The following is a 22,620-nucleotide window of genomic DNA, read 5'->3' on the forward strand; positions in this document are numbered from 1 at the left end:
GAAAATGGCGCGCCCGGAACGATTCGAACGTCCGACCCTCAGATTCGTAGTCTGATGCTCTATCCAGCTGAGCTACGGGCGCGCTGGCCGGGCGCTTTGAGGTGGCCCGGCGAAGGGCGCGACACCTAGCCCCGAACCCGCCCGGATGCAAGCGGGGACAGCGTGCTTTTTCAGGCGCTGTCGGCCCAGGCCGCCCGGCGTTTGGAGAAGCTCCGCGCCTGCCCTATGTCAGGCGGCCGTGAGTGGAGCCTTCGCCTTGCGTCCATCCCAAAATCCCGCCTCTGCGCTCGCGGGCCGCGCCCTGGCCCTGGGGCTGGCCCTGCTGATGGCGACCGGCTGCGCCCTGCCTCCGCTGGGCCTGCCTTCCCTCAACACGCCGGGCGGCCGGGCAGATCCAACATCTGCGGCAAGCCAGGCCTCCATCAACCGGGGGCCCTTCGTCGCCGCGGCCAATCCGCTGGCCGCCGAGGCCGGCATGGCGGTGCTGCGCCGGGGCGGATCGGCCGTGGACGCCGCGGTGGCCATCCAGGCCGTCCTGGGACTGGTGGAGCCGCAGAGCTCGGGCCTCGGAGGCGGCGCCTTCATGCTGGTCTTTGAGGCGGCGACCGGCGACCTGAACGTCTACGATGCGCGTGAGACCGCTCCAGCCGCGGCCGGGCCGAACCTGTTCGAGGAGGATGGCCGCCCTCTCTCCTTCAGGGACGCCGTGCTCTCAGGCCGCTCGACCGGGGCGCCGGGCGTCCCGGCCCTCCTGGAAACGGCGCAGCGGGCCCATGGCCGCCTGCCCTGGAGCAGCCTGTTCGGCGACGCCATTCGTCTGGCGGAGGACGGCTTCATCGTCAGCCCGCGCCTGTCGGGTTTCATCAACAGTCGCGCGCCCCAGGCGCACACGGAATGGGCTGAGGCCTACTTCACAAAGCCGGACGGGACCCGCTATCGCGCGGGCGACCGGCTGTCGAACCCCGCCTACGGCGCCAGCCTGCGCCTGCTGGCGGCCGAGGGCGCCGCGCCCTTCTATCGGGGCCAGGCCGCTGAACGCATCGTAACGGCCGTGCGGGCCGGGCCGAGGCCGGGCGCCCTGACCGTCGACGACCTGGCGGCCTATCGGATCGAGCGCCGCGAGCCCCTGTGCCGGCCCTACCGCCTGTACCTGATCTGCACCGCCCCGCCGCCGTCGAGCGGGGTTTCCTTGTTGCAGGCCCTGGCGCTTCTGGACGCATCGGACTTCGAGGCCGCGCCGCCTCAGTCCGGCGAAGCCTGGACGCGCTTCGCCGAGGCCCAGCGCCTGATGTACGCGGACCGCGACCGTTACGTCGCCGATCCGGCCTTCGTGGGCGTCCCGGTAGGCGGCCTGCTGGACCCGGCCTATGTGATCGACCGCGCTCGCGGCATAGACGGCGTCTTTGAGGCCGCTCCGCCAGAGGCGGGAACGCCGCCGGGCGCTTCGTCCCGGGCCGCGGACGCCACCACCGAGCCGGCCGGAACGTCCCACTTCGTCGTCGTGGACGCCGAGGGCGACGCCGTCAGCATGACCGCCACGGTCGAGAGCGTGTTCGGCTCGGGCCGGATGGCCAACGGCTACTTCCTCAATAACCAGCTGACCGATTTCTCGTGGGGGCCCGTGGATCAAGCCAGAGGGCCGGCGGCGAACGCGCCGGGGCCGCGCAAGCGTCCCCGCTCGTCCATGAGCCCGGTGATCATCCTTGACCGTCAGGGGCGCTTCGTCGGGGCCCTGGGATCCCCCGGGGGCTCGTCCATCCTGGCCTACAATCTCAAGACGCTGATCGGCATGCTGGATTGGGGTCTGGAGCCCCAGGCGGCCGTCAATCTGCCGAATCTGGTGGCGCGCGGGGCCGGCGTGGGGGCCGATACCGCCCTATTCCCCGACATCGTCCGCGAGGACATGGCCGAGCGGGGCCTGATCCTGCAGGAGAACGCCACCGAGAACTCGGGCCTGCACGCGGTCATCTTCCGCGACGGACGACCCCTTGGCGCCGCCGACCCCCGCCGAGAAGGCGTAGCGCTTACGCGCTGATGGGGCTTTCCGGATCCGGCAGGGCGATCTCGAACACCGCGCCGGTGGGACCGCTGTCGAGCAGCTCCAGCCGGCCCCCGTGGGCCTCGGCCAACTCGCGCGAGATGGCCAGTCCCAGGCCGGCCCCGCCGGGGCGCGCGCCCGAGAAGGGCTGAAACAACCGCTGGCGTATGCGTTCGGGCAGGCCCGGCCCGTCATCGCTCAGCCGGATCAGCACCCAGCCCGGCTCGCGCCGCGCCGACACCGCCACCCGGCCCTCGCCCCCCGGGCGATCCTGCTCGATCGCCTGACGAGCGTTGCGCATCAGATTGACCAGTATGCGATGCAGATGATCCGGGTCGGCCTGGACCTGCAGCCGCGCCGGCCCCTTCCAGGTCAGGCGCACGCGCTGATCGTCAAGCCCGGCGTCCTCGGCCGCGGCGCGCACGACGCCGGCCAGGCGGAGGCGGTGCAGCTGGGGCGCCGGCTCCTCGGTCTTGCCGTAGTCCAGCACGTTCTCCGACAGGGTCAGGGCCCGGTCCAGCGCCCGCTCCAGCCTGGGCAGGGCCTTGGCCACCCGGGGGTCGGCGCTGTCGGCCAGGCGCTCCGAGGCGATCTGGGCGGCGCTGAGCATGTTTCTGAGGTCGTGGCTGATCTTGGCCACGGCGGCGCCCAGGGCGGCGAGACGCGCGCGCGAGCGCAGGGCCTGACGCACCTCCTCGCGCATGCGGTCCAGCTCCATCTCGACACGGCCGATCTCGTCCTGGCGCGGCTCGACCACGGCGGGGGCGGGCGCCTCGGGGTCGGCGCGGAAGCGCTCGATGGATTCGGTCAGGCGCTGCACGGGCCGCAGGATCAGGGCCGATAGCGCCAGATAGAGCAGGGCGCCCGCGGTCAGCGAAATGAGCGCCGACACCCCCAGGATCTGCAGCAGGTACACACGCAGCTCCCGCTGCAGGGGCACGGCGGGCACCACCACCTCGACGAAATCGCCTTGCCGGAAACGAGGCCGCGCATTGATGCGGATCATGCGGTCCGGCGCCCCGAACAGGGTCTCCCAGGGGGCGGTCAGGCGAGCCAGATAGTCCGTGCGGCGCAGGTCGATGAAGTCCGGCGCCTCCTCCATCTCGGGCGCCCGCAGCAGAAGGCGGCGGACGCCCTCCTCGCCTACGGCCACCGCGGCCACCCCCGCGCCCTCGAGCAGCTGGCGGCCCACGTCGTCCTCGACCAGATCATAGGGCAGGGCGTCGACGCCGATGGAGGCCACCTCGGCGGCGCGCACCCGGTCCAGCAGCCATCGCTCATGGAAGCTGGCCGCAGACGGAGCCAGGATCAGCAGTTCCACCGCCACGGTGAAGCCCGCCGTCAGCAGTAGCATGCGGGCCGACAGGCCCTGGGGCGGCCATACGCTGCGTCCGAACACCCTCATGCCGCGCCTCGCCCGCGCCGGAACCAATGCAGCGCCACCGGAGCGGCCAGCGACAGCAGGCCCACGCCCGCCATGGCCCAGATGAAACGCGGCTCGATCAGATCGGTCAGCTCCAGGGTCGGCTCCGTGTGCAACAGGTCGCCCAGACCCGCGCCGATGGAGGAATAGATGAGGAAGGCCGGCAAGACACCCAGGAAGGTGGCCCCCGCATAGGCCCGCACGGGCGCCGCCACCAGACCGGCGACGATGTTGATCAGGATGAACGGAGCCATGGGCGTGATGCGCACGGTCAGAAGATACCAGAAGGCGTCTCGCTCCATGCCCTCGCACATGCGGTTCATCCACCCGCCGCGATCGCGAAACCGCGCGCGCAGCCAGTCGCCCAGCGCCGTCCTCAGGGCCAGATAGATGAACATGGCGCCCGCCGTCGCGGCCGCCGTGGTGGTTATCCCGCCGATCCAGGTTCCGAAAAGATAGCCGCCCGTCAGGGTTACGAACACGGCGCCGGGCATGGCGCTGGCCGTGACCAGCGCATAGACGATGAAATAGACGATCAGGCTCTCCACGGGGTGTTCCGCGACCATGGCGCGCAGGGCGTCCCCGTGCACACGCAGGGTCTCCAGCGACAGATGGCGGTGCCACCCGTTGGCTATGGCCAGCCCGGCCAGGCCCACGAGCAGGATCAGCGGGACGAACCGCAGCAGGCCTGGCCGATGCTGATCGAACGTCACGTGGCGTCCCCGCGTTGACAGACCTGGGTCTTGGGCTTATACGCCCGCCCTTCTTGCACGAGCGCCACCAAGCCTTGGGGCGCTTGCCTCGTGTTTAAGCCGGAGCCTTATCGTGAAGCGGACCTATCAGCCGTCCCGACTCGTGCGCAAGCGCCGTCACGGCTTCCGCGCGCGCATGGCCACCAAGAACGGCCGCCGCATCATCGCGCGCCGCCGCGCCAAGGGCCGTAAGCGCCTGACCGCCTAAGAGGGGCCAGCCCCTCCGCGCGTCCGCAAAGGGATCGCGCATGTCGGAGTCTCAGCAGCTGAAGCGCCTGAAGAAGCGGCCCCAGTTCCTGGCGGCCGCCAAAGGCCGTTCCTGCGCCCAGGGCGCGGTCATGGTCCAGATGCTCGAGCGCGCCGACGGCTCGGCCCATATCGGCGAGGGCTTCACCGCCACGCGAAAGATTGGCGGGGCCGTGGTGCGCAACCGCGCCAAGCGCCGCCTGCGCGAGGCCGCGCGGCGTCTGCTGCCGGAGTTGGGCCGGCCCGGGTGCGACTACGTCTTCGTGGCGCGCATGGGCACGGCCGGGCGGCCCTGGGACCGTTTGCTTGACGATGTGAAAACCGCGCTGATAAGGCTCGCGCGCGACCCCGCCGAGCCCCAGACGCCAAGGCCCGGCCCGCCAGAGCCCTCATCCACGGCCCCATCTCCGATCAGTCGAAAGCGCCCATGAACGACGACAACAACGCGCGCAACACGATCATCTTCTTCGTGTTGGCCGTCACACTGCTGATCGGCTACCAGGTCCTGGTGCTCGGCCCGGCCGCCGAGCGCCGCCGCGCCGCCCAGGAGAACGCCCGCGCCGAGCAGGTGCAGAACCCCGACGCCAATCCCGGCGCAGGCCTGACCGCTCCGACCGAGGGCGTGGTTCATGTGGATCGCCGCCAGGCCGTCTCGGCCTCGCCGCGCGTGGCCATCCAGACGCCCTCGCTGAGGGGCTCGATCTCGCTGCGCGGCGCGCGCATCGATGACCTTTATCTGACCCAGTACCGCGAGACCCTGGAAAGCGACGCCAACGTCGAGCTGCTGCGCCCCGTGGGCGCCGAGGGCGCCTACTTCGCCACCTCCGGCTGGACGGGCCAGAACGTGCCGGGCCTGCCCGGCCCCGACACGCTGTGGACCCAGACCTCGCAAGGGCCGCTCAGCCCCGGCAATCCGGTGGTGCTGACCTACGACAACGGCCAGGGCCTGGTCTTTACCCGCACCATCTCGGTGGACGATCAGTACATGTTCACCATCGCCGATACGGTGGTGAACCGGACGGGCCAGGCGTTGACGCTGGCGCCCTTCGGATCCATCCGCCGCATCGGCCTGCCCGACGGCGCGGGCCGTGACATGATCTCCCACGAGGGCGCCGTGGGCGTGCTCGACGACCGGCTGGTGCTGGAAAAGTACAAGGACTGGCGCAAGGAAGGCCGCATCGTGCGCGAGACCACCGGCGGTTGGCTGGGCGTCAGCGACAAGTACTGGATGGCGGCCCTCATCCCGGACCAGCGGCGCCCGGTCGAGGCCGAGTTCCGCGTCACCGGCGGCGAGGAGAACCCGACCTATCAGGCCAACTTCCTGGGCGAGGCGATGACGGTGGCCCCGGGCGCGACCGTGACCAACACCACGCGCCTGTTCGCGGGGGCCAAGCGGGCCGAGGTGCTGCGCGGCTACTCCCAGAGCCTGGGCGTGCCCGACCTGGATAACGCCATCGACTGGGGCATGTTCTGGTTCCTGACCCGGCCGATCTTCCTGCTGCTCGAATGGTTCTACGGCCTGGTGGGCAACTTCGGCGTCGCCATCCTGCTGCTGACCGTGGTGGTGAAGATCGTCTTCTTCCCCCTGGCCAACAAGAGCTTCGAGTCCATGTCGAAGATGAAGAAGCTCGCCCCGCAGATGGAGGAGATCAAGAAGCGCCACAAGGACGATCCGGCCAAGATGCAGCAGGAGACGCTGGCCCTGTACCAGCGCGAGAAGATCAACCCGGTGGCCGGCTGCCTGCCGCTGCTGGTGCAGATTCCGGTTTTCTACGCCCTCTACAAGGTGCTGTTCGTCACCATCGAGATGCGCCACGCGCCCTTCTTCGGATGGATTCAGGACCTGTCGGCGCGCGATCCGCTGTCGATCTGGAACGCCTTTGGCCTGTTCCCCTGGGATCCGGCGGCCATGGGCGGCTTCATCGGCGGCATTCTGAACGGGCCGCTGCACCTGGGCCCCGTGGTGCTGCTTTACGGCTTCACCATGTGGCTGATGACCTCGATGAACCCGCCGGCGCCCGATCCCGTCCAGCGCCAGATCTTCGGCCTGATGCCGATCCTGTTCACCTTCATCATGGCGCCCTTCGCCGTGGGCCTTCTGGTCTACTGGGTGTGGAACAACATCCTGTCGATCCTGCAGCAGTACGTGATCATGCACCGGAACGGCGTCGAGAACCCCATCGACGGCGCCATCGCCCGCCTGCGTGGCGGCGGCAAAGCGGCCCCATGAAAGCGGCCCGATGAAAGCAGCCACGTGACGGACTTCACGCCCGAACAGATCGAGGCGGCGCGACTGGCCTTCGCCCGGCCCGCCGTCTTCCTGCAGGGCGCCGCCAAGATCGAGCAGCTGCCCGAGCCCGACCTGCCCGAGGTGGCCTTCGCCGGCCGCTCCAACGTGGGCAAGTCCAGCCTGATCAACGCCCTGACCGGGCAGAAGGGCCTGGCGCGCGCCTCAAACGAGCCCGGCCGCACCCGCGAGGTGAATTTCTTCCTGGTGGACGAGCGGATTCGCCTGGTCGACCTGCCGGGGTATGGCTGGGCCAAGGCGTCAAAGGTTGAGACGAGGAAGTTCCAGAACCTGGGCCGCGACTACCTGCGCGGACGCGTGAACCTCAAGCGGGTCTATCTGCTGATCGACGCGCGTCACGGCGTAAAGGCGCCGGACATCGAAGCGCTGGACGCCCTGGATCTGGCCGCCGTCAGCTATCAGATCGTCCTGACCAAGGCCGACAAGATCGGGCCCCAGGAGCGGCAGCGCGTGGCCGAAGCGACGCTCAAGGCCGTGTCCAAGCGCCCTGCCGCCTTTCCCCGCCTCGTGCTGACCTCCTCGGAGAAGGGCTTCGGCATTCCGGAGCTGCGCGCCGAGGTGCTGCTGGCCTGCGAAACCTAGCCGCCGCCGGGGCGGTAGTTCAGGGCCTTGCCCGAGCCTTCGCAGACGGGGCAGACCTCGCCCGAGCCCAACTGACCGGCGCCCTGGCATTCCGGGCACAGGGCCGGGTTCACCGCCTCCGCTGGGGGTTCGGCCGCCTCGGGGCCGTGATCGTCGATCTCGTGCTCGCGCATGGATCAGGAACGGCCCAGCGGGCCGCCGGTTTCGCCGTGACAGCAGAGCCCGGTTCCGGTATCGCGCCCGCCATGAGCAAGACCCCCGATCTGAGCGGCCTCGAGGCCCAGGAAGGCAAGGGCTGGGTCACTGCCCGGACCCTGGCCGAGGCCCTGCCCTACATCCAGATCTATGACCGTGAGACGGTCGTCATCAAATACGGCGGCCACGCCATGGGCGAGGAGGCGGTGGCGCGCCAGTTCGCCGCCGACGTGGTGCTGCTGAAGCTGATGGGCGTGAACCCCGTGGTCGTTCACGGCGGCGGACCCCAGATCAGCGCCATGCTGGACCGCGCGGGGGTCAGGTCCACCTTCGTCGACGGCCTGCGCGTCACGGACGAGGCGACCATGGAGATCGCCGAGATGGTCCTGTCCGGCGCGGTCAACAAGGAGATCGCCAACTGGATCAGCCTGGCCGGACGCGAGGCCGACGTGCGCGGCGTGGGCCTGTCCGGCAAGGACGCCGGCCTGCTGACCGTCGAGAAGACCACCCGCACCCGCCGTGATCCCGACAGCCTGATCGAGCACGAGGTGGATCTTGGGTTCGTGGGCGAGCCCACCCGCGTCGATCCCAAGCTGATCCGGGGCCTGATCGAATCCGAGAGCGACTGGGTGCCGGTCATCGCTCCCATCGGCGTCAGCGAGGACGGCCGCACCTTCAACGTCAACGCCGATACGGTGGCCGGCGCGGTGGCCGGCTCGCTGAAGGCCAAGCGCATGCTGCTGCTGACGGACGTGGCCGGGGTGCTGGACGAGAAGGGCGAGCTGATCCGCCAGATGTCGGTGGCCGAGGCGCGCGGCCTGATCGCCTCGGGCGTGGCCACCGGGGGCATGATCCCCAAGCTGGAGACGGCCATCAAGGCGGTCGAGGCGGGCGTCGAGGCCGTGGTCATCCTGGACGGTCGGCGCAGCCACGCCATGCTGGTCGAGCTGTTCACGGAACACGGCGCGGGGACGCTCATCCAGGCGTGAGCCCTCCATCCGCATCCGGCCCGATCCTGCAGCACGTCCAGCACTGGGTCTTCGACCTGGACGACACCCTCTATCCGCCCGAGGCGGCGGTCATGGCGCTGGTGCAGGGGCGCATCAACGACTTCATGATCCGCGCCTGTGGGCTTGAGCCGGAGGCCGCGCGGACCCTGCAGAAGCGGTATCTGACCGATCACGGGACGACCCTGGCCGGTCTGATGCTGAACCATCGGGTGGATCCCCGCGCGTTCCTGGACGAGGTGCACGAGGTCTCGCTGGACAAACTCATGCCGGATCCCGTCCTGCGCGAAGGCCTGCTGCGCCTGCCGGGACGCCGGCTGGTCTTCACCAACGGCTCGGCCCGCCACGCCGAGCGGGTGTTGGAAAAGATGGCCCTGGCCGACCTGTTCGAGGACGTCTTTCACATCGAGGCCGCCGACCTGATCCCAAAGCCCGACCCCCGCGCCTTCCACGGCCTCATCCGCCGCCACGGCGTGGAGCCGCGCGCCGCCGCCTTCTTTGAGGACACCGCGAGGAATCTCGAGCCGGCGGCCCAGCTGGGCATGACTACCATCCTCGTGGGGCCGCGCGCCTTGACCGACGCGCCGCCCTATGTCGATCACCGCACCGAGCGGCTGCCGCCGTTCCTCAACGCCCTGACCTTCGGAGAGCCCCGATGATCGACCTGGCTGCCGTGAAGATCGACGTGGAAGAGGCCTGGGAGCGCCGCGCCGAGATCAGCGCCGCCACCAAGGGCCGCTATCGCGACGCCGTGGACCACGCCCTCCAACTCCTGGACGAGGGCCGCTTCCGCGTCGCCGAGCGCGTGGTCGAGACCGGCGAGTGGAAGACGTCGGAGTGGCTGAAGAAGGCGGTCCTGCTGTCCTTCCGCCTGCACCCCAACGAGATCATGCACAACGGCCGGCACGAGCCGCTGGGCGTCGGCCCCTGGTGGGACAAGGTCCCCAACAAGTTTTCGGGGTGGAAGGCGGCCGACTTCGACAGGCACGGCTTCCGCGCCGTGCCCGGCGCCATCGTGCGGCGCGGCGCCCACATCGGACGCAACGTCGTCCTCATGCCCAGCTTCGTGAACATCGGCGCCTTTGTTGACGAAGGCTCCATGGTCGACGCCTGGGCGACGGTCGGCTCCTGCGCCCAGATCGGCAAGAACGTGCATCTGTCCGGCGGCGCGGGCATCGGCGGCGTGCTTGAGCCGCTTCAGGCCAGCCCGACCATCATCGAGGACGGCTGCTTCATCGGCGCCCGCGCCGAGGTGGCCGAGGGCGTGATCGTGCGCGAGGGCGCGGTCCTGGCCATGGGGGTCTATCTGTCGGCCTCGACCAAGATCGTCGACCGCGCCACGGGCGAGGTGCTGCGCGGCGAAGTGCCCGCCTATTCGGTCGTGGTCCCCGGAAGCCTGCCCGACCCAAAGGGTGGGCCCAGCCTCTACTGCGCCGTCATCGTCAAGCGGGTGGACGCCCAGACCCGGGCCAAGACCGGCGTCAACGAACTGCTCAGGGACTGAGAGACTAGTTGGTCGCCACGCCCTCGGCGTGGGTTTCGGCGCGCTGCTCCTCGGCCTCGGCGGCCAGACGGTCGGTGCCCTGGTCGATTTCCTGGGCCACTTCGCGGGCGCCCGCCTCGATGGCCGTGCCCAGCTGGGCGGCTTCTTCGCGCACCTCTGCGGTGTTGACGCCGTCGACGGCGGCCTCGGCGTCGTTACCTGCCTCGTTCATCTCGGCCTGGGCCTCGTCCTGCTGCGGCTGGCTGCAGGCGGCCAGACCACCCAGGGTCAGGGCGGTGGCGGCGACGATGGACAGCCACGGGCGGCCCTTGGCGGCTTCGGATACGGACATAGGCTTCCTCCCGGCCTTGCTCATTGGGCGCACAACGGCGAAAGGCTGGGATTCGTTGCGCGGCAGGAGGGCGAAACCGTGCTGACCTTAAGCGACGTGTTGCCGCAGGACGACGTCCGGCGTGTGCGAGAGGGGTTGGCGAACCTGACCTTCCGCGACGGCCGCGCCACGGCCCTGGGGTCCGCCCGGCAGGTGAAGTCGAACCGGCAGACCCAGGCGAGCGAGGCGGGAACCCAGGCCCTCGCCCGCTTCGTGCGCCAGGCGCTGGAACGGCATCCGGTCTTCATGGCCTGGGCCAGGCCCGCGCGCTGGTCGAACCTGATCTTCTCCCGATACGCGCCCGGCGACGCCTATGGTCTGCACACGGACGCGCCCTTCATGGAGGCCGAGGGCGGCGGGCGCCTGCGCACCGATCTGTCCTTCACCCTCTTCCTGTCGCCCGTAGAGACCTATCAGGGCGGCGCGCTCGAGGTTCATGGGCCGGAGGGCGCGCGCCAGGCGCGCCCCGAGGCGGGATCAGCGGTGATCTACGCCACGGGCGCCCTGCATCAGGTGACGCCGGTGACAAAGGGTGAGCGGCTGGCCTGCGTGGGCTGGATCGAAAGCCAGGTGCGCCGCGCAGATGAGCGCGAGGTGCTGTTCGACCTGGAGCGGCTGCGCGCGTCCCTGCCCGACGGCGAGGCGCGGCTGACGGCGGACAAGGCCATCGGCACCCTGCTGCGTATGTGGGGCGAGGTCTAGCTCGCGGACGCCGACCCTGCGTCGTCGTCGGGGCGTCGCGAGGCCGCGCACAGTGCCGCCAGCTGGCGGATCAGCGAGCGCCCGAACAGCTGGTCGGGCGAATAGCCTTCGCGCTTCAGGGCCAGCCTGATCTCGTTGGTGCTGGCGCAGGCGCCGCTGGAGGCCAGGGCGAAAGCTCTTTCGAGGGCGGTCGGGCGGGAGGTCATGACCCTATATGGACCCGCTTGGCGGCCCTCGCCACTCGACAGAGGTGGATGGTGGCTGGGGGCGGGCTCGAACCGCCGACCTGTGGGTTATGAATCCACCGCTCTAACCAGCTGAGCTACCCAGCCATGGGTCATCGCCGGCCACAGCCGGGATCGGGAAGCGAGGCGTATATAGGGGCGAACGCCGCCGTTCAAGACGGCGCCTGCAGCCCCGCGCGGCCGGGGGTATCGCACGGCGGTCCGCACGGCTAGGTTCGCGCCCCGATGACCCCTCAAAGGCCCGTCTTGCATCTTCTCGGCTCCGGCGGCGACGGGGGCGCCGAAACCTATTTCACCGACCTGGTCCGGGCCCAGCACGCCTCGGGCCTGGCCCTGCATGCGGGGGTTCGGGTTCACCCTTCGCGCGAGGCGGCGCTGAGGGAGGCGGGCGTGGCGGCGACGGTCTTCCGGTTCGGCGGCCTGCTCGATTTCACTACAAGGCCTCGCATCGAGGGCTGCGCGCGCGCCATCGACGCCCGGGTGCTGATCGCCTGGATGAACCGGGCCGCGCGCCACACGCCCGTCGGCCCCTGGGCGCGAGTCGGGCGGCTGGGCGGCTATTACAAGCTCAAGAACTATCGCGGCTTCGATCTGCTGGTGGGCAACACCGTCAGCATCCGCGACTGGATGGTCGAGCAGGGCTGGCCGGCGGACAAGGCGCGCCACATCCCCAACTTCGCCGAACCGCAGGACATGGCGCCCGCCGACCGCGCGGCTCTGGCGACGCCAGAGGGGGTTCCGGCGCTGCTGTCCATGGGGCGGTTGCACCCGGCCAAGGCCCATGACGTGGCGCTGAAGGCGTTGGCGGATATTCCCGAGGCCGTCCTGTGGATCGCGGGGTCAGGGCCGCTGGAGCGCGAGCTCAAGGCGCTGGCGGACGAACTGGGCGTGGCCGGGCGGGTGCGCTGGCTGGGCTGGCGCAATGACGCCTCGGCGCTTTATCGAGCGGCGGACCTGGTGGTCTTTCCCTCACGCTACGAGCCGCTGGGTAATGTGGTGATTCAGGCCTGGGCCCACGGCGCGCCCGTGGTGGCCGCCCGCGCGGCGGGACCCGAGGCGCTGATCCGCGACGGGGAGGACGGCGTGCTGGTCCCCATCGATGACGCCGGCGCCCTGGCCGCGGCCATCCGCTCGCTGTTGGCCGCATCGGACGCGCGCACGGCGATGGCGCAGGCGGGGCTGGCGCGCGTGACCGCCGAGTTCTCCAGGGCGGCGGTCCTGCCCCAGTGGGCGGCCCTGTTCGATGAGCTGAGGCCGGTCTGATGTGCGGGATCGCGGGCATTCTGGGCGCGGACCAGCCGCCGGAACAGGCGGTGCGCGAGATGATCGAGCGCCTCCAGCACCGGGGGCCGGACGGCATTCGCGTCGAGAGCGGCCCCGGCTGGGCGGTGGCCCACGCGCGCCTGTCGATCATCGATCTGGAGGGGGGCTGGCAGCCCCTGCACGCGGCGGGCTCCACCATCATCGGCAACGGCGAGATCTACAACTACATCGAGCTGATCGAGGAGTTCGGGCTCAAGGACCAACTCAAGACCGGCTCGGACTTCGAGCCCCTGCTGCACCTCTATGCGCGCGAGGGCGAGAAGGCCTTTTCGCGCCTTCGCGGCATGTACGCCTTCTGCCTGATCGGCGGCGACGGCCGCACCTGGCTGGTGCGCGACCCCTTCGGCATCAAGCCGCTTTATGTCCGCCAGGAGCGGGACGAGCTCCGCTTCGCGTCTGAGACTAGGTCTCTTTCCGGCCGGCGCGTTCGGCCAGAAGCAATCAACGAAGTGCTGGAGCTGAACTACTCAATTCATGACATTCAGGAACACGTCAGGCGGATTGAACCCGGCGAGGTCGCCCAAGTGTTCGATGGTCGAGCGACCCTGCGCCCAGGATACGGGCATGCGAAGGCCGAGTTGAGCAGCGTCCCGCGCGAGCGGCGCATCCTCCCTTGGCTCTCGCCGACCGGAGAGTATGTGGGCGAGGTCGCCCACGCCTTGGTTCAGCTCGATGCCGTGCTCGAGGACAGCGTCCGCGTCCATCAGCGCTCGGATGTGCCGTATGGCCTGTTCCTGTCCGGCGGCATCGACAGCTCCACCATCGCCACCCTGATGAGCCGCCTGAACGAACGGCCAGTCACCGCCTTCACCTGCGGCTTCGACGCGCCGGGCGCCCGCGACGAACGGGCTGCGGCTGAGCGGGTGGCCAAGGCGCTGAACCTCGACTGGCGCGAGACGGCTTTCGGCGAAGAGGACTTCTGGCACATCCTGCCCGAGGTGGCCTGGTGTCTGGACGACCCCACCACCGACTACGCCACCCTGCCCACCTGGAAGCTGGCCGAGGCCGCCAAGGGCACGCTGACCGTCGTGCTGTCCGGCGAGGGCGGCGACGAGCTGTTCGCCGGCTACGGCCGCTATCGCCGGGCCTTACGCCCCCGCTGGCTGGGGGGTCGGCCAGCGGCGCCACAGCCAGCCCTCGTAGGTGTTCTCAAACCCAACAGCGCCCTTCTCCAGTGGAGTTACAGGGAGAAAGCGGCCGCCCAGCCCTGGATGAGCCCGCTTCAGCGAGCCCAAGCCGCCGACATCGCCACCTGGCTGCCCAACGACCTGTTGCTCAAGCTGGACCGCACCCTGATGGCTCACGGACTGGAGGGGCGCACCCCGTTCCTGGACCGCGAGGTGGCGGCCTTCGCCTTCCACCTGCCCGACCGCATGAAGGTGCGCGGCCGCTACGGCAAGTGGCTGCTGCGCAAGTGGTTGGAGCGCCACTGTCCCGCCGCCGAACCCTGGGCGAAGAAGAAGGGCTTCACCGTGCCGGTGGCCGCCTGGATCGCGCCGCGCGCGGCCGATCTGGCCCGCACCCTGCCGTCCCACGAGGGCCTCAATCAGGTCTGCGATCCGGATGCGGTGCGCGCCGTATTCGAGGGGGATGAGGCCGTCTCGGCGCGCTGGCCGCTGCTGTTCTATGCGGTGTGGTTCAACATCCATGTCCTGGGGATGGATCGCGCCCAGGCGTTGCGCGCGGTTCTGGGAACGGTCTAGCCAGGGGGCGGTTCTGTCGCCGTCCCCTCCTTCGAGTCTGCCGGAGACCCTGCCATGCGCGCTGTCGCCATCGCCTCCATCGGAACGCTCGCCTCGGCCTTCCTGCTGATGGCCTGCAATATCGGCAACGCTCAGGACCAGGCGCCGCCGGCCGCCGGTCAGCCCGTGGAGCAGGGCCCGCCCGAAGCCCCCGGGCAACAGCCGGCCTTCCCCGGTCAGACCCGCGCCCCGGCGGTCTCGTCGGACGTGCAGCTGGAAAGCCGGACCATCGCGTCGGGATTGGCCCACCCCTGGGCGCTGGCCCAACTGCCCGACGGCCGCTGGCTGGTGACCGAGCGGCCGGGCCGCCTTCGCGTGGTGGGGGCCGACGGCGCTCTCTCCGCGCCGGTGCGGGGCCTGCCCGAGATCATGGCGCGCGGCCAGGGCGGCCTTCTGGACATCGCCCTCTCGCCGGACTTCGAAAGCGATCGGACGCTCTACTGGAGCTATGCCGAGCCGCGCGAGGGCGGGAACGGCACGGCGGTGGCGCGCGGGCGCCTGTCAGAGGACCTCAGCCGCGTCGAGGACGTGCAGGTCATCTTCCGCGCCCTGCCGTCCTACTCGAACGCCATGCACTACGGTTCGCGCCTGGTCTTCGACCGGGAAGGGCGGCTCTACGTCACCCTGGGCGAGCGCTCGGACATGGCCACGCGGTCCCAGGCCCAGGATCTGGACAGCCATTTCGGCAAGATCGTCCGCATCAACGCCGACGGCTCCGTGCCCACGGACAACCCGTTCGTGAACCGGGAGGGCGCACGCCCTGAGGTCTGGTCTCTGGGGCACCGCAACGTCCAGGGCGCGGCCCTGCATCCCGAGACCGGCGAGCTGTGGGCCATCGAGCATGGCGCGCGCGGCGGCGACGAGGTCAATGTGGTGCGGGCCGGGCGCAACTACGGCTGGCCGGTGATCGCCTATGGAATCGAGTACCGCGGCGGCGCCATCGGCGAGGGCCGCACGGCGGCAGAGGGCCTGGAGCAGCCTGCCTATTATTTCGACCCGGTGATCGCGCCCGGCGGCGCGGCCTTCTACACGGGCGACCTGGCGCCCGCCTGGCGCGGCGACCTGTTCATTTCGGGCCTCAGGACCAGGGCGCTGGTGCGGCTGGTGCTGGAGGGCGAGCGCGTTGTCGGCGAGGAGCGGCTGGACGTCTCGGGCGGCCAGCGGGTGCGCGACGTGCAGGTGGGCCGCGACGGCGCCCTCTACATCGTCACCGACGAGGACGACGGTCGGCTGATCCGGGTGGCGCCCGCCGGTCGTTGAATGCCCCTGCTGAGGCCCCAGGGCCACGCCTCGCCCTGCTTCACCGCCCGTGAGGCTCGCTTGCCCGCCGCGGTGTGCTAAGGGTGGCGTGACAATCAGCGGACAGCCAGCCTTCGAATGAGCGACATCAAGACCGTCGGCGTGATCGGTGCAGGGCAGATGGGATCGGGCATCGCCCAGACCTGCGCCAGCGGCGGCTATCAGGTCATCCTCCACGACGTGGACGTGGGGCAGCTGGAACAGGCCAAGGCCGCCATCGCCCAGAGCCTGGCCCGCAGGGTCGAGAAGGGGCTCGCCACCCAGGCCGACGCCGACGCCGCCCTTGGCCGCATCCGTTTCGAAGGCGACCTGGCGATGATGAAGGAGGCCCAGCTGGTCATCGAGGCGGCCACCGAGCACGAACCCACCAAGAAGGCCGTCTTCGCCGCCGTGACGCCGCACCTGGCGGAGGGCGCCATCCTGGCCAGCAACACCTCGTCCATCTCGATCACGCGCCTGGCCTCGGCCACGGACCGGCCCGCCCGCTTCATCGGCCTGCACTTCATGAAGCCCGCCCCGGTCATGCGTCTGGTGGAGATCATCCGCGGCATCGCCACCGACCAGGCGACCTATGACGCGGCGGCCGCCTTCGCCGAGTCGCTGGGCAAGACGGTCACCGACGCCGAGGATTTCCCGGCCTTCATCGTCAACCGCATCCTAGTGCCGATGATCAACGAGGCGATCTACACCCTCTACGAGGGCGTCGGCACGGTGCAGTCCATCGATACGGCCCTGAAGCTGGGCGCCAACCACCCCATGGGTCCGCTGGAGCTGGCCGACTTCATGGGCCTGGACACCGTGCTGGCCATCATGAACGTGCTCTATGACGGCCTGGCCGACAGCAAGTACCGGCCCTGTCCGCTGCTGGTGAAGTATGTTGAGGCCGGCTGGCTGGGCCGCAAGACGGGCCGCGGCTTCTACGACTATCGCGGTGAGACGCCGGTCCCGACCCGATGAGCGGACGTCGCGGCATACCGGGGCTCAAGCCCCTCATCTGGCGGGAGCCGCGCGGCCCCTGGACCCTGGCCGCCTGGCTGCTGGCCGTGGCCTGGCCGCCCCTGGTCATCACCCTTCTGCTGTTCCCGCCCCAGGAGCTGGGCGTGGCTCTGGGGTCGGACTGGCGCCTGACCGCCATGGTGGTGGGCCTGATCGGCGTGCCCTTCGGCATCGCCCTGATCGACCGCGAGCGGCGGCGGGGCGTCGCGCCCCTGACGCGGCTGGGGATCGTCTGGCGCTTCGTCCTGTTCGGCGCGGTGGGCAGCGTCATCGGCGAGCTGATCCTGACCCTGGTGATGATCGTCAACCGCTTCATCGGTATCGGCGACCTGTTGCGGGCGGCCTCCGGCGCCGAGACCGCCGTCCTGCTCTATGGGGTGGGCTTCCTGCCCTTCGCCATGCTCGTGGGGGCCAGCTACGCCGCCTGGGCGGGGCTGGCGGTCAGCCTTCTGGCCTTCACGCCCAAGCCCGAGCGGGTGCGCTCGAGGCTCGGCCTCCTGGATGACGAATAGCTAACTTGCGGGGCGCAATAGCTCCGCGCCATAGTCCCCTCGTCATCAAGCGGGGGGGCGCTCCAATGACCGCACGGGCCATGGCCGAAACCGCGCCGGACCAGCCGCGTCCGGTCGAACCGAAGGCGCGCATCGCCGCGCTGGACGTCGTTCGCGGCCTGGCCATCCTCGGCATCCTGGCCGTCAACGCGCCGACCTTCGCCCTGCCCTTCACGGCCATGATGAACCCGGTCGCCTCGCCGCAGCCGTTCGACGCCGCCTCGCAGCAGGCCTGGTGGATCGGCGAGACCTTCTTCCGATTCAAGTTCATCAGCCTTTTTTCCATGCTGTTCGGCGTGTCCATCTTCCTGGTCGGCGGCGACAAGACCGACGAGGCCAGGAACGGCGTGCTTCAGCGGCGCCTGCTGTGGCTCGGCGTCTTCGGCCTGCTGCATGCGACCCTCTTCTGGTTCGGCGACATCCTGCTGACCTACGCCATCGCGGGCTTCCTGGTCATGTGGGCGCGGACCTGGCGGCCCCTGCCGTTGATCGCTGCGGGGCTGGCGCTCTATCTGGTCTTCTTCGTCCTGCCCATGCTGGCGACCCTGGCGCTTGGGCTCATGCCCCCCGAAGCACTCGCCCAGATAAAGAGCCAGATGGGCTGGACCGTCGATCCGGCGGCTACCTCCGCCACGGTGGACGCCTATCGCACCCTTGAGGGCTCCTTCTTCGGCAATCTGCGCGTCCTGGCGATGTACTGGGGCAGCGCCTGGGTGATGGTTCCCGCCTTGGGCGGCCTGATGATGGTGGGCCTTGGTCTGTTCAAGACGGGCTTCCTGGCCGGGCGTTCCCACCCGATCGTCTACCTGCTGGTCATCGCCCTGGCGGGGGTAGGCCTTTGGCTGACGGCGGGCGAATCCACCCGCGCGCTCGAGGGCGGCATCAGCTTCGCCGAGGCCTCTGGCCGGCCCATCAGCGCGGCCTTCGCACCCCTGATCGGCCTGGGCTACGCCAGCGTGCTGTTCCTGCTGCTCAAGATGGGCGTGGGGGCCCTGCTCAAGCCCCTTTCGGCGGCGGGGCGCATGGCCTTCACCAACTATCTGACCCAGACCGTGATCATGACCACGCTGTTCTACGGCGGCCGGGGCCTGGGCTGGTTCGGCTCCATGAGCCTGGCCGAGCTGTGGGTTGTGATCGGCGCCGTCTGGCTCGTCCAGCTGGTCTGGTCGCCGCTGTGGCTGTCGCGCTTCTACATGGGCCCGCTGGAGTGGGTCTGGCGCCGCCTCAGCTACAAGGGGCCGGTGCCGCTGCTTCGCTGATCCGCCGGACGGCTTGAGGCGTAGCAGGGCGGGCCTTCCAGACCGAAATCGATCCCGCGGGTCGCTGCTCCAGCCGGGCTGAGATTTCGGTCCAGAATCCTAGCGGGAGCGTGATTCACGGCATGGGTGGAATGGCGAAAGCGATTCCACCTCAACCGATCAGGCTCTAAAGGTGCGCCCCATGACCTCCCCCGCCGACGACACCTTCGCTCCTCGCCCCGAGCCCCGCGCCCCGCGCGGCTTTCCCGACCGGCGCGGCGCCGATCTGGCGGGCGAGCGGCGCCTGATCGCGGCCCTAGCCGGCGTCTATGAACGCTATGGCTTCGAGCCGCTGGACACCCCGGCCTTCGAGTACGCCGACGCCCTGGGCAAGTTCCTGCCCGATGCGGACCGCCCGAACGAGGGCGTGTTCGCCCTCCGGGACGATGACGAGCAGTGGATGGCGCTGCGCTACGACCTGACCGCGCCCCTCGCCCGCTTCGCCGCCGAGAACTGGCAGACCCTCGCCAAGCCCTATCGCCGCTGGGCCTATGGCTCGGTCTGGCGCAACGAGAAGCCCGGCCCCGGCCGCTTCCGCCAGTTCACCCAGTGCGACGCCGACACGGTCGGCTCGGACCGGCCCGAAGCCGACGCCGAGATGGTGGCCTTGGCCGTGGAGGGCCTGGCCGCGGCGGGAGTCCCTGCGGGCGCGGCGGTCATGAAGATCAGCACCCGCAAGCTGCTGGACGGGCTGATGGAGGCGCACGGCATCGTCGATCAGGCCCAGCGCCTGACCACCCTGCGCGCCATAGACAAGTTCGACCGTCTCGGCTGGGCGGGCGTGCGCGACCTGCTGGGCAAGGGGCGGCTGGACGAATCCGGCGACTTCACGCGGGGCGCGGGCCTGGCCCAGGGGGCCGTCAACGACATCGAAGTGTTCCTCAACGCGGCGGCGCAAGGGCTCTCGCGCCAGGCCGTGCTCAAGGCACTGGCCGACGGCAAGGCCAGCGCCACGCGCGATCAGGGCCTGTCCGACCTGGAGCGCATCGATCAGGCGCTGACGGCCATGGGCGTGACCGACGCCCAGGCCCGCTTCGACCCGGCCGTGGTGCGCGGCCTCGAGTACTATACCGGCGCGGTCTTCGAGGCCGAGCTTGTCGCCACGGACGCCAAGGGCCAGCCGCTGCGCCTGGGCTCGGTGGGCGGCGGCGGCCGCTACGACGATCTGGTGGCCCGCTTCACGGGCGAGCGCACGCCGGCCACCGGCTTCTCCTTCGGGGTCAGCCGCCTGACCGTGGCCCTGCAGGCCATGGAGTGGGCCGGGGCCGGCAAGGCGCCGCGCGGCCCGGTGGTGGTGCTGGCCCTGGACGCCGAGGGCATGGCCGACTTCTTCGCCGCCGCCGCCGAGCTCCGCGCCGCCGGCATCGCCGCCGAGGTCTATCTGGGCGGCTCGGGCATGAAGGCCCAGATGAAGTACGCCGACCGGCGGCTGGCGCCCGCCGTGGTCATCCTGGGCGGGGACGAGCGGGCCTCGGGCCAGGTGACCATCAAGGATCTGGATCTGGGTCGCGCCCTCGCGGCGGGGGTCAGCGACCACGACACCTGGAAGTCCGAGCGCCCCGGCCAGCAGACCGTGCCCCGCGTGCACCTGGTCGAGGTCGTGAATGGGATCGTCGACGCCTGAGACGGGAGTTGTGTTGACTCCCGCGCCCAAGGTCCGCCATCTTGCCCGTGCGGAAGGTCGCGGTTCGCCGCTCGACCCTCCCGGCGTTTCGGGGAGGAAGCGCCTGCTCTAAAGAGCGAGAAGCCCGCCGCGAGCATCCCCGCGGCGGGCTTTTTCGTGTCCGTATGAAGCCCCTCCCCGCCCAGGGCGGGGAGGAGACTTCACTCGATCTACCAGATGCGCACGCGCTCGGCCGGCGGCACATAGTACCGCTCGCCCGGCTGCACGCCGAAGGCTTCGTACCAGGCGTCGATATTGCGCAGCGGGCCGATGACCCGGAACTGCGGCGGCGAGTGCGGGTTGGTCGCCACCATCTGCTGCATGGCTGCGTCACGGTACTTGCCGCGCCAGACCTGGGCCCAGCCCAGCATGACGCGCTGATCGCCCGTGAAGCCGTCCAGCACGGGCGAATCCCGGCCGTCCAGCGAGATGCGATAGCCCTCCAGCGCCAGGGTGACGCCGGCGAGGTCGCCGATGTTCTCGCCCATGGTCAGGCCGCCCTGCACATTATAGCCGGGCAGCGGTTCATAGGCGTCAAACTGGGCCCCCAGGCGCTGGGCCTGGGCCTCGAAGCGGGCCTCGTCCTCCTCGGTCCACCACTCCTGCAGCAGGCCGTCGCCGTTGGACTTGCGGCCCTGGTCGTCGAAGCCGTGGCCGATCTCGTGGCCGATGACTCCGCCGATGCCGCCGTAGTTCACGGCCGGGTCCGCCTCCGGATCGAAGAAGGGGGGCTGCAGAATGGCCGCCGGGAAGACGATCTCGTTCTGCACCGGCGAGTAGTAGGCGTTCACCGTCTGGGGCGTCATACCCCACTCAACCTCATCGATGGGCTGGCCGACGCGGGCGGCCTGACGCTCCCACTCATAGGCCATCGAGCGGGTCTGGTTGCCGAACAGGTCGTCGGCCCGCACCTCCAACGGAGAGTAATCACGCCAGCGGTCCGGATAGCCGATCTTGACGCCGAACTTCTCCAGCTTCTCGAGCGCGCGCTGCTTGGTCTCGTCGCTCATCCACTCCAGGCCGCGGATCCGGTTGGCCATGGCCTCGCGCAGGTTGGCGACCAGCGTCTCCATCTGGGCCTTGGATTCGGGCGGGAACCAGCGGGCCACATAGAGACGGCCCAGGGCCTCGCCCATGGCCCCGTCGGCGAAGGCGATGGCGCGCTTCTCGCGGCTGCGCGGCTCGGGCTGGCCGGCCAGGGTGCGCGAGCGGAACTCCCAGTTGGCGTCGACGAAGTCCTGCGACAGGTAGGGCGCGGCCTGATCGGCCGTGTGGAAGGCCTGCCAGGCCTGCAGCGTCTCCACCGGCGTCTCGGCGTAGATGGCCGCCAGGCGCGGGAAGGCCGTGTTCTGGGTCACCACGAAACGGTCCACGTGGTCCAGGCTGGCCGCATCGAAGAAGGCTTCCCAGTCGAAGCCGGGCGCCTGGGCGACCAGCTCGGCGCGGGTCATGGGGTTGTAGGTCTTGTCGCGGTCGCGGCTTTCGACGCGGGTCCACTGGGCCTCGGCTAGGCGCGTTTCGTAGGCCACGATGTCGGCGGCGGCCTCGGCCGGATTGTCCCAGCCGATCAGGCTGAGGATGCGACCCACATAGGCCTCATAGGCGGCCTTCTGCTCGGCGTAGCGGTCCGACAGGTAGTAGTCGCGGTCGGGCAGGCCGATTCCGCCCTGGAACAGATAGGCCGCGTAGACGTCGGGGTTGCGGGAGTCGCCGAACACGGCCGTGCCCGTCAGGCTGCGGCCGAAGCCGCCGGCGGTACGGCCCTGATAGGCGGCCAGGGCCTCACGCGTGTCCGCGGCGCGGATCTGCTCGATCAGCGGCATCAGCGGCTGGGCGCCCAGGGCGTTGACGCGCGCCTCATCCAGGAAGCTGGTGTAGAGGGCGGCGATCTTGGCCTCGTCGCTGCCCTCGGCATGCTGACCGGCCGAGATGTCATGGATCAGGGTCTGCAGCCGGTTCTCCGACAGCTGGGCCAGCATGTCGAAGGAGCCCCAGCGCGTCCGGTCCGAGGGGATCTCGGTGGCGTCCAGATAAAGGCCGTTGGCGTAGCGGAAGAAGTCGTCGCCCGGACTCACGGACCGGTCCATGCCGGCGATGTCGAAGCCCCAGGTTCCGAGGCGCAGGGCGTCGGTGCCGGTGAACTCGGCGGGCGCGCCGGTCGAGGCGCCGGCGGCGGCGCCGCTTTGGAACAGCGCTTCCATGGAGCAGATCTCATCCAGGCAGCCGGCGTGCTGGTGTTCCTCTCCGGCCTGGGCGGCGGCGGGGAGCATCAGGGCGGCGGCGCAGGCGGCGCGTAGGAGCAGGGACTTCATCCGTCGAAACGTCCTTCTTTCAGCTTCGGCCAGGTTGACCGGTCTTGCTCCAAACATAGGCGTT

The 22,620-nt window shown here is 70.0% G+C and carries 22 protein-coding genes and 2 tRNA genes; 16 read left to right on the forward strand and 8 right to left on the reverse strand.

Annotated elements, in window-relative coordinates; all coding sequences use genetic code 11:
• Nucleotides 1-5 precede the first annotated feature (5 nt).
• Nucleotides 6-82 (reverse strand) — tRNA-Arg (locus Q0812_RS06920).
• Nucleotides 83-325: 243 nt separating this feature from the next.
• On the opposite strand from Q0812_RS06920, the gene Q0812_RS06925 reads away from it, so the two are divergent.
• Nucleotides 326-2,035: a gamma-glutamyltransferase family protein gene (locus tag Q0812_RS06925; protein ID WP_425281556.1), complete on the forward strand. Its 1,710-nt coding sequence runs from the start codon at nucleotides 326-328 to the stop codon at nucleotides 2,033-2,035.
• Here Q0812_RS06925 and Q0812_RS06930 read toward each other — a convergent pair.
• Nucleotides 2,025-3,443, reverse strand: a complete 1,419-nt coding sequence (locus Q0812_RS06930; RefSeq protein ID WP_302109583.1) for a sensor histidine kinase — start codon at nucleotides 3,441-3,443, stop codon at nucleotides 2,025-2,027. The two genes, Q0812_RS06925 and Q0812_RS06930, sit on opposite strands and share 11 nt — an antisense overlap.
• Nucleotides 3,440-4,174 (reverse strand): TVP38/TMEM64 family protein, encoded by a 735-nt coding sequence (locus Q0812_RS06935; RefSeq protein ID WP_302109584.1) that lies wholly within the window; start codon nucleotides 4,172-4,174, stop codon nucleotides 3,440-3,442. The genes Q0812_RS06930 and Q0812_RS06935 overlap by 4 nt, the downstream gene beginning before the upstream one ends.
• 112 nt (nucleotides 4,175-4,286) lie before the next feature.
• Here Q0812_RS06935 and rpmH point away from each other — a divergent pair, with 112 nt between their 5' ends.
• From rpmH to yihA, 4 genes are read left to right on the forward strand one after another with little or no spacing between them, the layout of a single operon-like run.
• Nucleotides 4,287-4,421, forward strand: a complete 135-nt coding sequence (rpmH, locus tag Q0812_RS06940) for a 50S ribosomal protein L34 (RefSeq protein ID WP_302109585.1) — start codon at nucleotides 4,287-4,289, stop codon at nucleotides 4,419-4,421.
• A gap of 40 nt (nucleotides 4,422-4,461) precedes the next feature.
• Nucleotides 4,462-4,890: a ribonuclease P protein component gene (gene rnpA, locus Q0812_RS06945; protein ID WP_302109586.1), complete on the forward strand. Its 429-nt coding sequence runs from the start codon at nucleotides 4,462-4,464 to the stop codon at nucleotides 4,888-4,890.
• Nucleotides 4,887-6,689, forward strand: a complete 1,803-nt coding sequence (gene yidC / locus Q0812_RS06950) for a membrane protein insertase YidC (protein WP_302109587.1) — start codon at nucleotides 4,887-4,889, stop codon at nucleotides 6,687-6,689. The genes rnpA and yidC overlap by 4 nt, the downstream gene beginning before the upstream one ends.
• A gap of 24 nt (nucleotides 6,690-6,713) precedes the next feature.
• The gene (gene yihA, locus Q0812_RS06955; protein WP_302109588.1) at nucleotides 6,714-7,349 is read left to right on the forward strand and encodes a ribosome biogenesis GTP-binding protein YihA/YsxC; all 636 of its coding nucleotides are present in this window, start codon (nucleotides 6,714-6,716) and stop codon (nucleotides 7,347-7,349) included.
• Here the strand turns inward: yihA and Q0812_RS06960 are convergent.
• Nucleotides 7,346-7,522, reverse strand: coding sequence for a hypothetical protein (locus Q0812_RS06960; protein WP_302109589.1), 177 nt, complete (start codon nucleotides 7,520-7,522; stop codon nucleotides 7,346-7,348). The genes yihA and Q0812_RS06960 overlap by 4 nt on opposite strands.
• A 72-nt stretch (nucleotides 7,523-7,594) precedes the next feature.
• Between Q0812_RS06960 and argB the strand changes: the two genes are divergently transcribed.
• The 3 genes from argB to dapD are packed head-to-tail and all read left to right on the forward strand — an operon-like array spanning nucleotide 7,595 to nucleotide 10,055.
• A complete protein-coding gene (argB, locus tag Q0812_RS06965) occupies nucleotides 7,595-8,533 on the forward strand; it encodes an acetylglutamate kinase (protein WP_302109590.1) in 939 nt (312 codons plus the stop codon).
• The gene (locus Q0812_RS06970) at nucleotides 8,530-9,210 is read left to right on the forward strand and encodes a pyrimidine 5'-nucleotidase (protein ID WP_302109591.1); all 681 of its coding nucleotides are present in this window, start codon (nucleotides 8,530-8,532) and stop codon (nucleotides 9,208-9,210) included. Before argB ends, Q0812_RS06970 begins: the two co-directional genes overlap by 4 nt.
• A complete protein-coding gene (dapD, locus tag Q0812_RS06975; protein ID WP_302109592.1) occupies nucleotides 9,207-10,055 on the forward strand; it encodes a 2,3,4,5-tetrahydropyridine-2,6-dicarboxylate N-succinyltransferase in 849 nt (282 codons plus the stop codon). Before Q0812_RS06970 ends, dapD begins: the two co-directional genes overlap by 4 nt.
• A 4-nt stretch (nucleotides 10,056-10,059) precedes the next feature.
• Here the strand turns inward: dapD and Q0812_RS06980 are convergent, their stop codons facing one another.
• Nucleotides 10,060-10,386 carry a hypothetical protein gene (locus Q0812_RS06980; RefSeq protein ID WP_302109593.1) on the reverse strand — a complete coding sequence of 109 codons (327 nt, stop codon included), beginning with the start codon at nucleotides 10,384-10,386 and terminating at the stop codon, nucleotides 10,060-10,062.
• A 78-nt stretch (nucleotides 10,387-10,464) separates the two neighbouring features.
• Here Q0812_RS06980 and Q0812_RS06985 point away from each other — a divergent pair, with 78 nt between their 5' ends.
• The gene (locus tag Q0812_RS06985; RefSeq protein ID WP_302109594.1) at nucleotides 10,465-11,127 is read left to right on the forward strand and encodes a Fe2+-dependent dioxygenase; all 663 of its coding nucleotides are present in this window, start codon (nucleotides 10,465-10,467) and stop codon (nucleotides 11,125-11,127) included.
• Here the strand turns inward: Q0812_RS06985 and Q0812_RS06990 are convergent.
• Both Q0812_RS06990 and Q0812_RS06995 read right to left on the reverse strand, forming a co-directional pair.
• Complete coding sequence (locus tag Q0812_RS06990) at nucleotides 11,124-11,333, reverse strand: hypothetical protein (protein ID WP_302109595.1); 210 nt, start codon at nucleotides 11,331-11,333, stop codon at nucleotides 11,124-11,126. The two genes, Q0812_RS06985 and Q0812_RS06990, sit on opposite strands and share 4 nt — an antisense overlap.
• A gap of 49 nt (nucleotides 11,334-11,382) precedes the next feature.
• Nucleotides 11,383-11,459, reverse strand: a tRNA-Met gene (locus Q0812_RS06995).
• Nucleotides 11,460-11,618: 159 nt separating this feature from the next.
• On the opposite strand from Q0812_RS06995, the gene Q0812_RS07000 reads away from it, so the two are divergent.
• The 7 genes from Q0812_RS07000 to hisS all read left to right on the forward strand — a co-directional run bounded on the left by Q0812_RS07000 (nucleotide 11,619) and on the right by hisS (nucleotide 20,205).
• A complete protein-coding gene (locus Q0812_RS07000; protein WP_302109596.1) occupies nucleotides 11,619-12,635 on the forward strand; it encodes a glycosyltransferase in 1,017 nt (338 codons plus the stop codon).
• Nucleotides 12,635-14,398, forward strand: coding sequence for an asparagine synthase (glutamine-hydrolyzing) (asnB, locus tag Q0812_RS07005; RefSeq protein WP_302109597.1), 1,764 nt, complete (start codon nucleotides 12,635-12,637; stop codon nucleotides 14,396-14,398). The genes Q0812_RS07000 and asnB overlap by 1 nt, the downstream gene beginning before the upstream one ends.
• Before the next feature lie 54 nt (nucleotides 14,399-14,452).
• Nucleotides 14,453-15,697, forward strand: a complete 1,245-nt coding sequence (locus Q0812_RS07010) for a PQQ-dependent sugar dehydrogenase (RefSeq protein ID WP_302109598.1) — start codon at nucleotides 14,453-14,455, stop codon at nucleotides 15,695-15,697.
• Between the two features lie 117 nt (nucleotides 15,698-15,814).
• On the forward strand, nucleotides 15,815-16,693 hold the full coding sequence (locus Q0812_RS07015; protein ID WP_302109599.1) for a 3-hydroxybutyryl-CoA dehydrogenase: 879 nt from the start codon (nucleotides 15,815-15,817) through the stop codon (nucleotides 16,691-16,693).
• Nucleotides 16,690-17,244 carry a phthalate transporter gene (locus Q0812_RS07020; protein ID WP_302109600.1) on the forward strand — a complete coding sequence of 185 codons (555 nt, stop codon included), beginning with the start codon at nucleotides 16,690-16,692 and terminating at the stop codon, nucleotides 17,242-17,244. The genes Q0812_RS07015 and Q0812_RS07020 overlap by 4 nt, the downstream gene beginning before the upstream one ends.
• Nucleotides 17,245-17,309: 65 nt before the next feature.
• On the forward strand, nucleotides 17,310-18,542 hold the full coding sequence (locus Q0812_RS07025; protein WP_302109601.1) for a DUF418 domain-containing protein: 1,233 nt from the start codon (nucleotides 17,310-17,312) through the stop codon (nucleotides 18,540-18,542).
• 181 nt (nucleotides 18,543-18,723) lie between these two features.
• Nucleotides 18,724-20,205: a histidine--tRNA ligase gene (gene hisS, locus Q0812_RS07030; RefSeq protein ID WP_302109602.1), complete on the forward strand. Its 1,482-nt coding sequence runs from the start codon at nucleotides 18,724-18,726 to the stop codon at nucleotides 20,203-20,205.
• A gap of 209 nt (nucleotides 20,206-20,414) precedes the next feature.
• Here the strand turns inward: hisS and Q0812_RS07035 are convergent, their stop codons facing one another.
• Complete coding sequence (locus Q0812_RS07035) at nucleotides 20,415-22,556, reverse strand: M13 family metallopeptidase (RefSeq protein ID WP_302109603.1); 2,142 nt, start codon at nucleotides 22,554-22,556, stop codon at nucleotides 20,415-20,417.
• Nucleotides 22,557-22,620: the final 64 nt, after the last annotated feature.

Source organism: Peiella sedimenti, assembly GCF_030504955.1.
GTDB classification, from domain to species: Bacteria; Pseudomonadota; Alphaproteobacteria; order Caulobacterales; family Caulobacteraceae; genus Brevundimonas; species Brevundimonas sedimenti.

What these genes read in the sequence shown, in the direction of transcription:
- Q0812_RS06925 (WP_425281556.1), top strand. Translation starts at nt 326, where the DNA reads ATGGCGACCGGCTGCGCCCTGCCTCCGCTGGGCCTGCCTTCCCTCAAC.
- Q0812_RS06930 (WP_302109583.1), bottom strand. Translation starts at nt 3,443, where the DNA reads ATGAGGGTGTTCGGACGCAGCGTATGGCCGCCCCAGGGCCTGTCGGCC.
- rnpA (WP_302109586.1), top strand. Translation starts at nt 4,462, where the DNA reads ATGTCGGAGTCTCAGCAGCTGAAGCGCCTGAAGAAGCGGCCCCAGTTC.
- yidC (WP_302109587.1), top strand. Translation starts at nt 4,887, where the DNA reads ATGAACGACGACAACAACGCGCGCAACACGATCATCTTCTTCGTGTTG.
- Q0812_RS06960 (WP_302109589.1), bottom strand. Translation starts at nt 7,522, where the DNA reads ATGCGCGAGCACGAGATCGACGATCACGGCCCCGAGGCGGCCGAACCC.
- argB (WP_302109590.1), top strand. Translation starts at nt 7,595, where the DNA reads ATGAGCAAGACCCCCGATCTGAGCGGCCTCGAGGCCCAGGAAGGCAAG.
- dapD (WP_302109592.1), top strand. Translation starts at nt 9,207, where the DNA reads ATGATCGACCTGGCTGCCGTGAAGATCGACGTGGAAGAGGCCTGGGAG.
- Q0812_RS06980 (WP_302109593.1), bottom strand. Translation starts at nt 10,386, where the DNA reads ATGTCCGTATCCGAAGCCGCCAAGGGCCGCCCGTGGCTGTCCATCGTC.
- Q0812_RS06990 (WP_302109595.1), bottom strand. Translation starts at nt 11,333, where the DNA reads ATGACCTCCCGCCCGACCGCCCTCGAAAGAGCTTTCGCCCTGGCCTCC.
- asnB (WP_302109597.1), top strand. Translation starts at nt 12,635, where the DNA reads ATGTGCGGGATCGCGGGCATTCTGGGCGCGGACCAGCCGCCGGAACAG.
- Q0812_RS07010 (WP_302109598.1), top strand. Translation starts at nt 14,453, where the DNA reads ATGCGCGCTGTCGCCATCGCCTCCATCGGAACGCTCGCCTCGGCCTTC.
- Q0812_RS07015 (WP_302109599.1), top strand. Translation starts at nt 15,815, where the DNA reads ATGAGCGACATCAAGACCGTCGGCGTGATCGGTGCAGGGCAGATGGGA.
- Q0812_RS07020 (WP_302109600.1), top strand. Translation starts at nt 16,690, where the DNA reads ATGAGCGGACGTCGCGGCATACCGGGGCTCAAGCCCCTCATCTGGCGG.
- Q0812_RS07025 (WP_302109601.1), top strand. Translation starts at nt 17,310, where the DNA reads ATGACCGCACGGGCCATGGCCGAAACCGCGCCGGACCAGCCGCGTCCG.
- hisS (WP_302109602.1), top strand. Translation starts at nt 18,724, where the DNA reads ATGACCTCCCCCGCCGACGACACCTTCGCTCCTCGCCCCGAGCCCCGC.
- Q0812_RS07035 (WP_302109603.1), bottom strand. Translation starts at nt 22,556, where the DNA reads ATGAAGTCCCTGCTCCTACGCGCCGCCTGCGCCGCCGCCCTGATGCTC.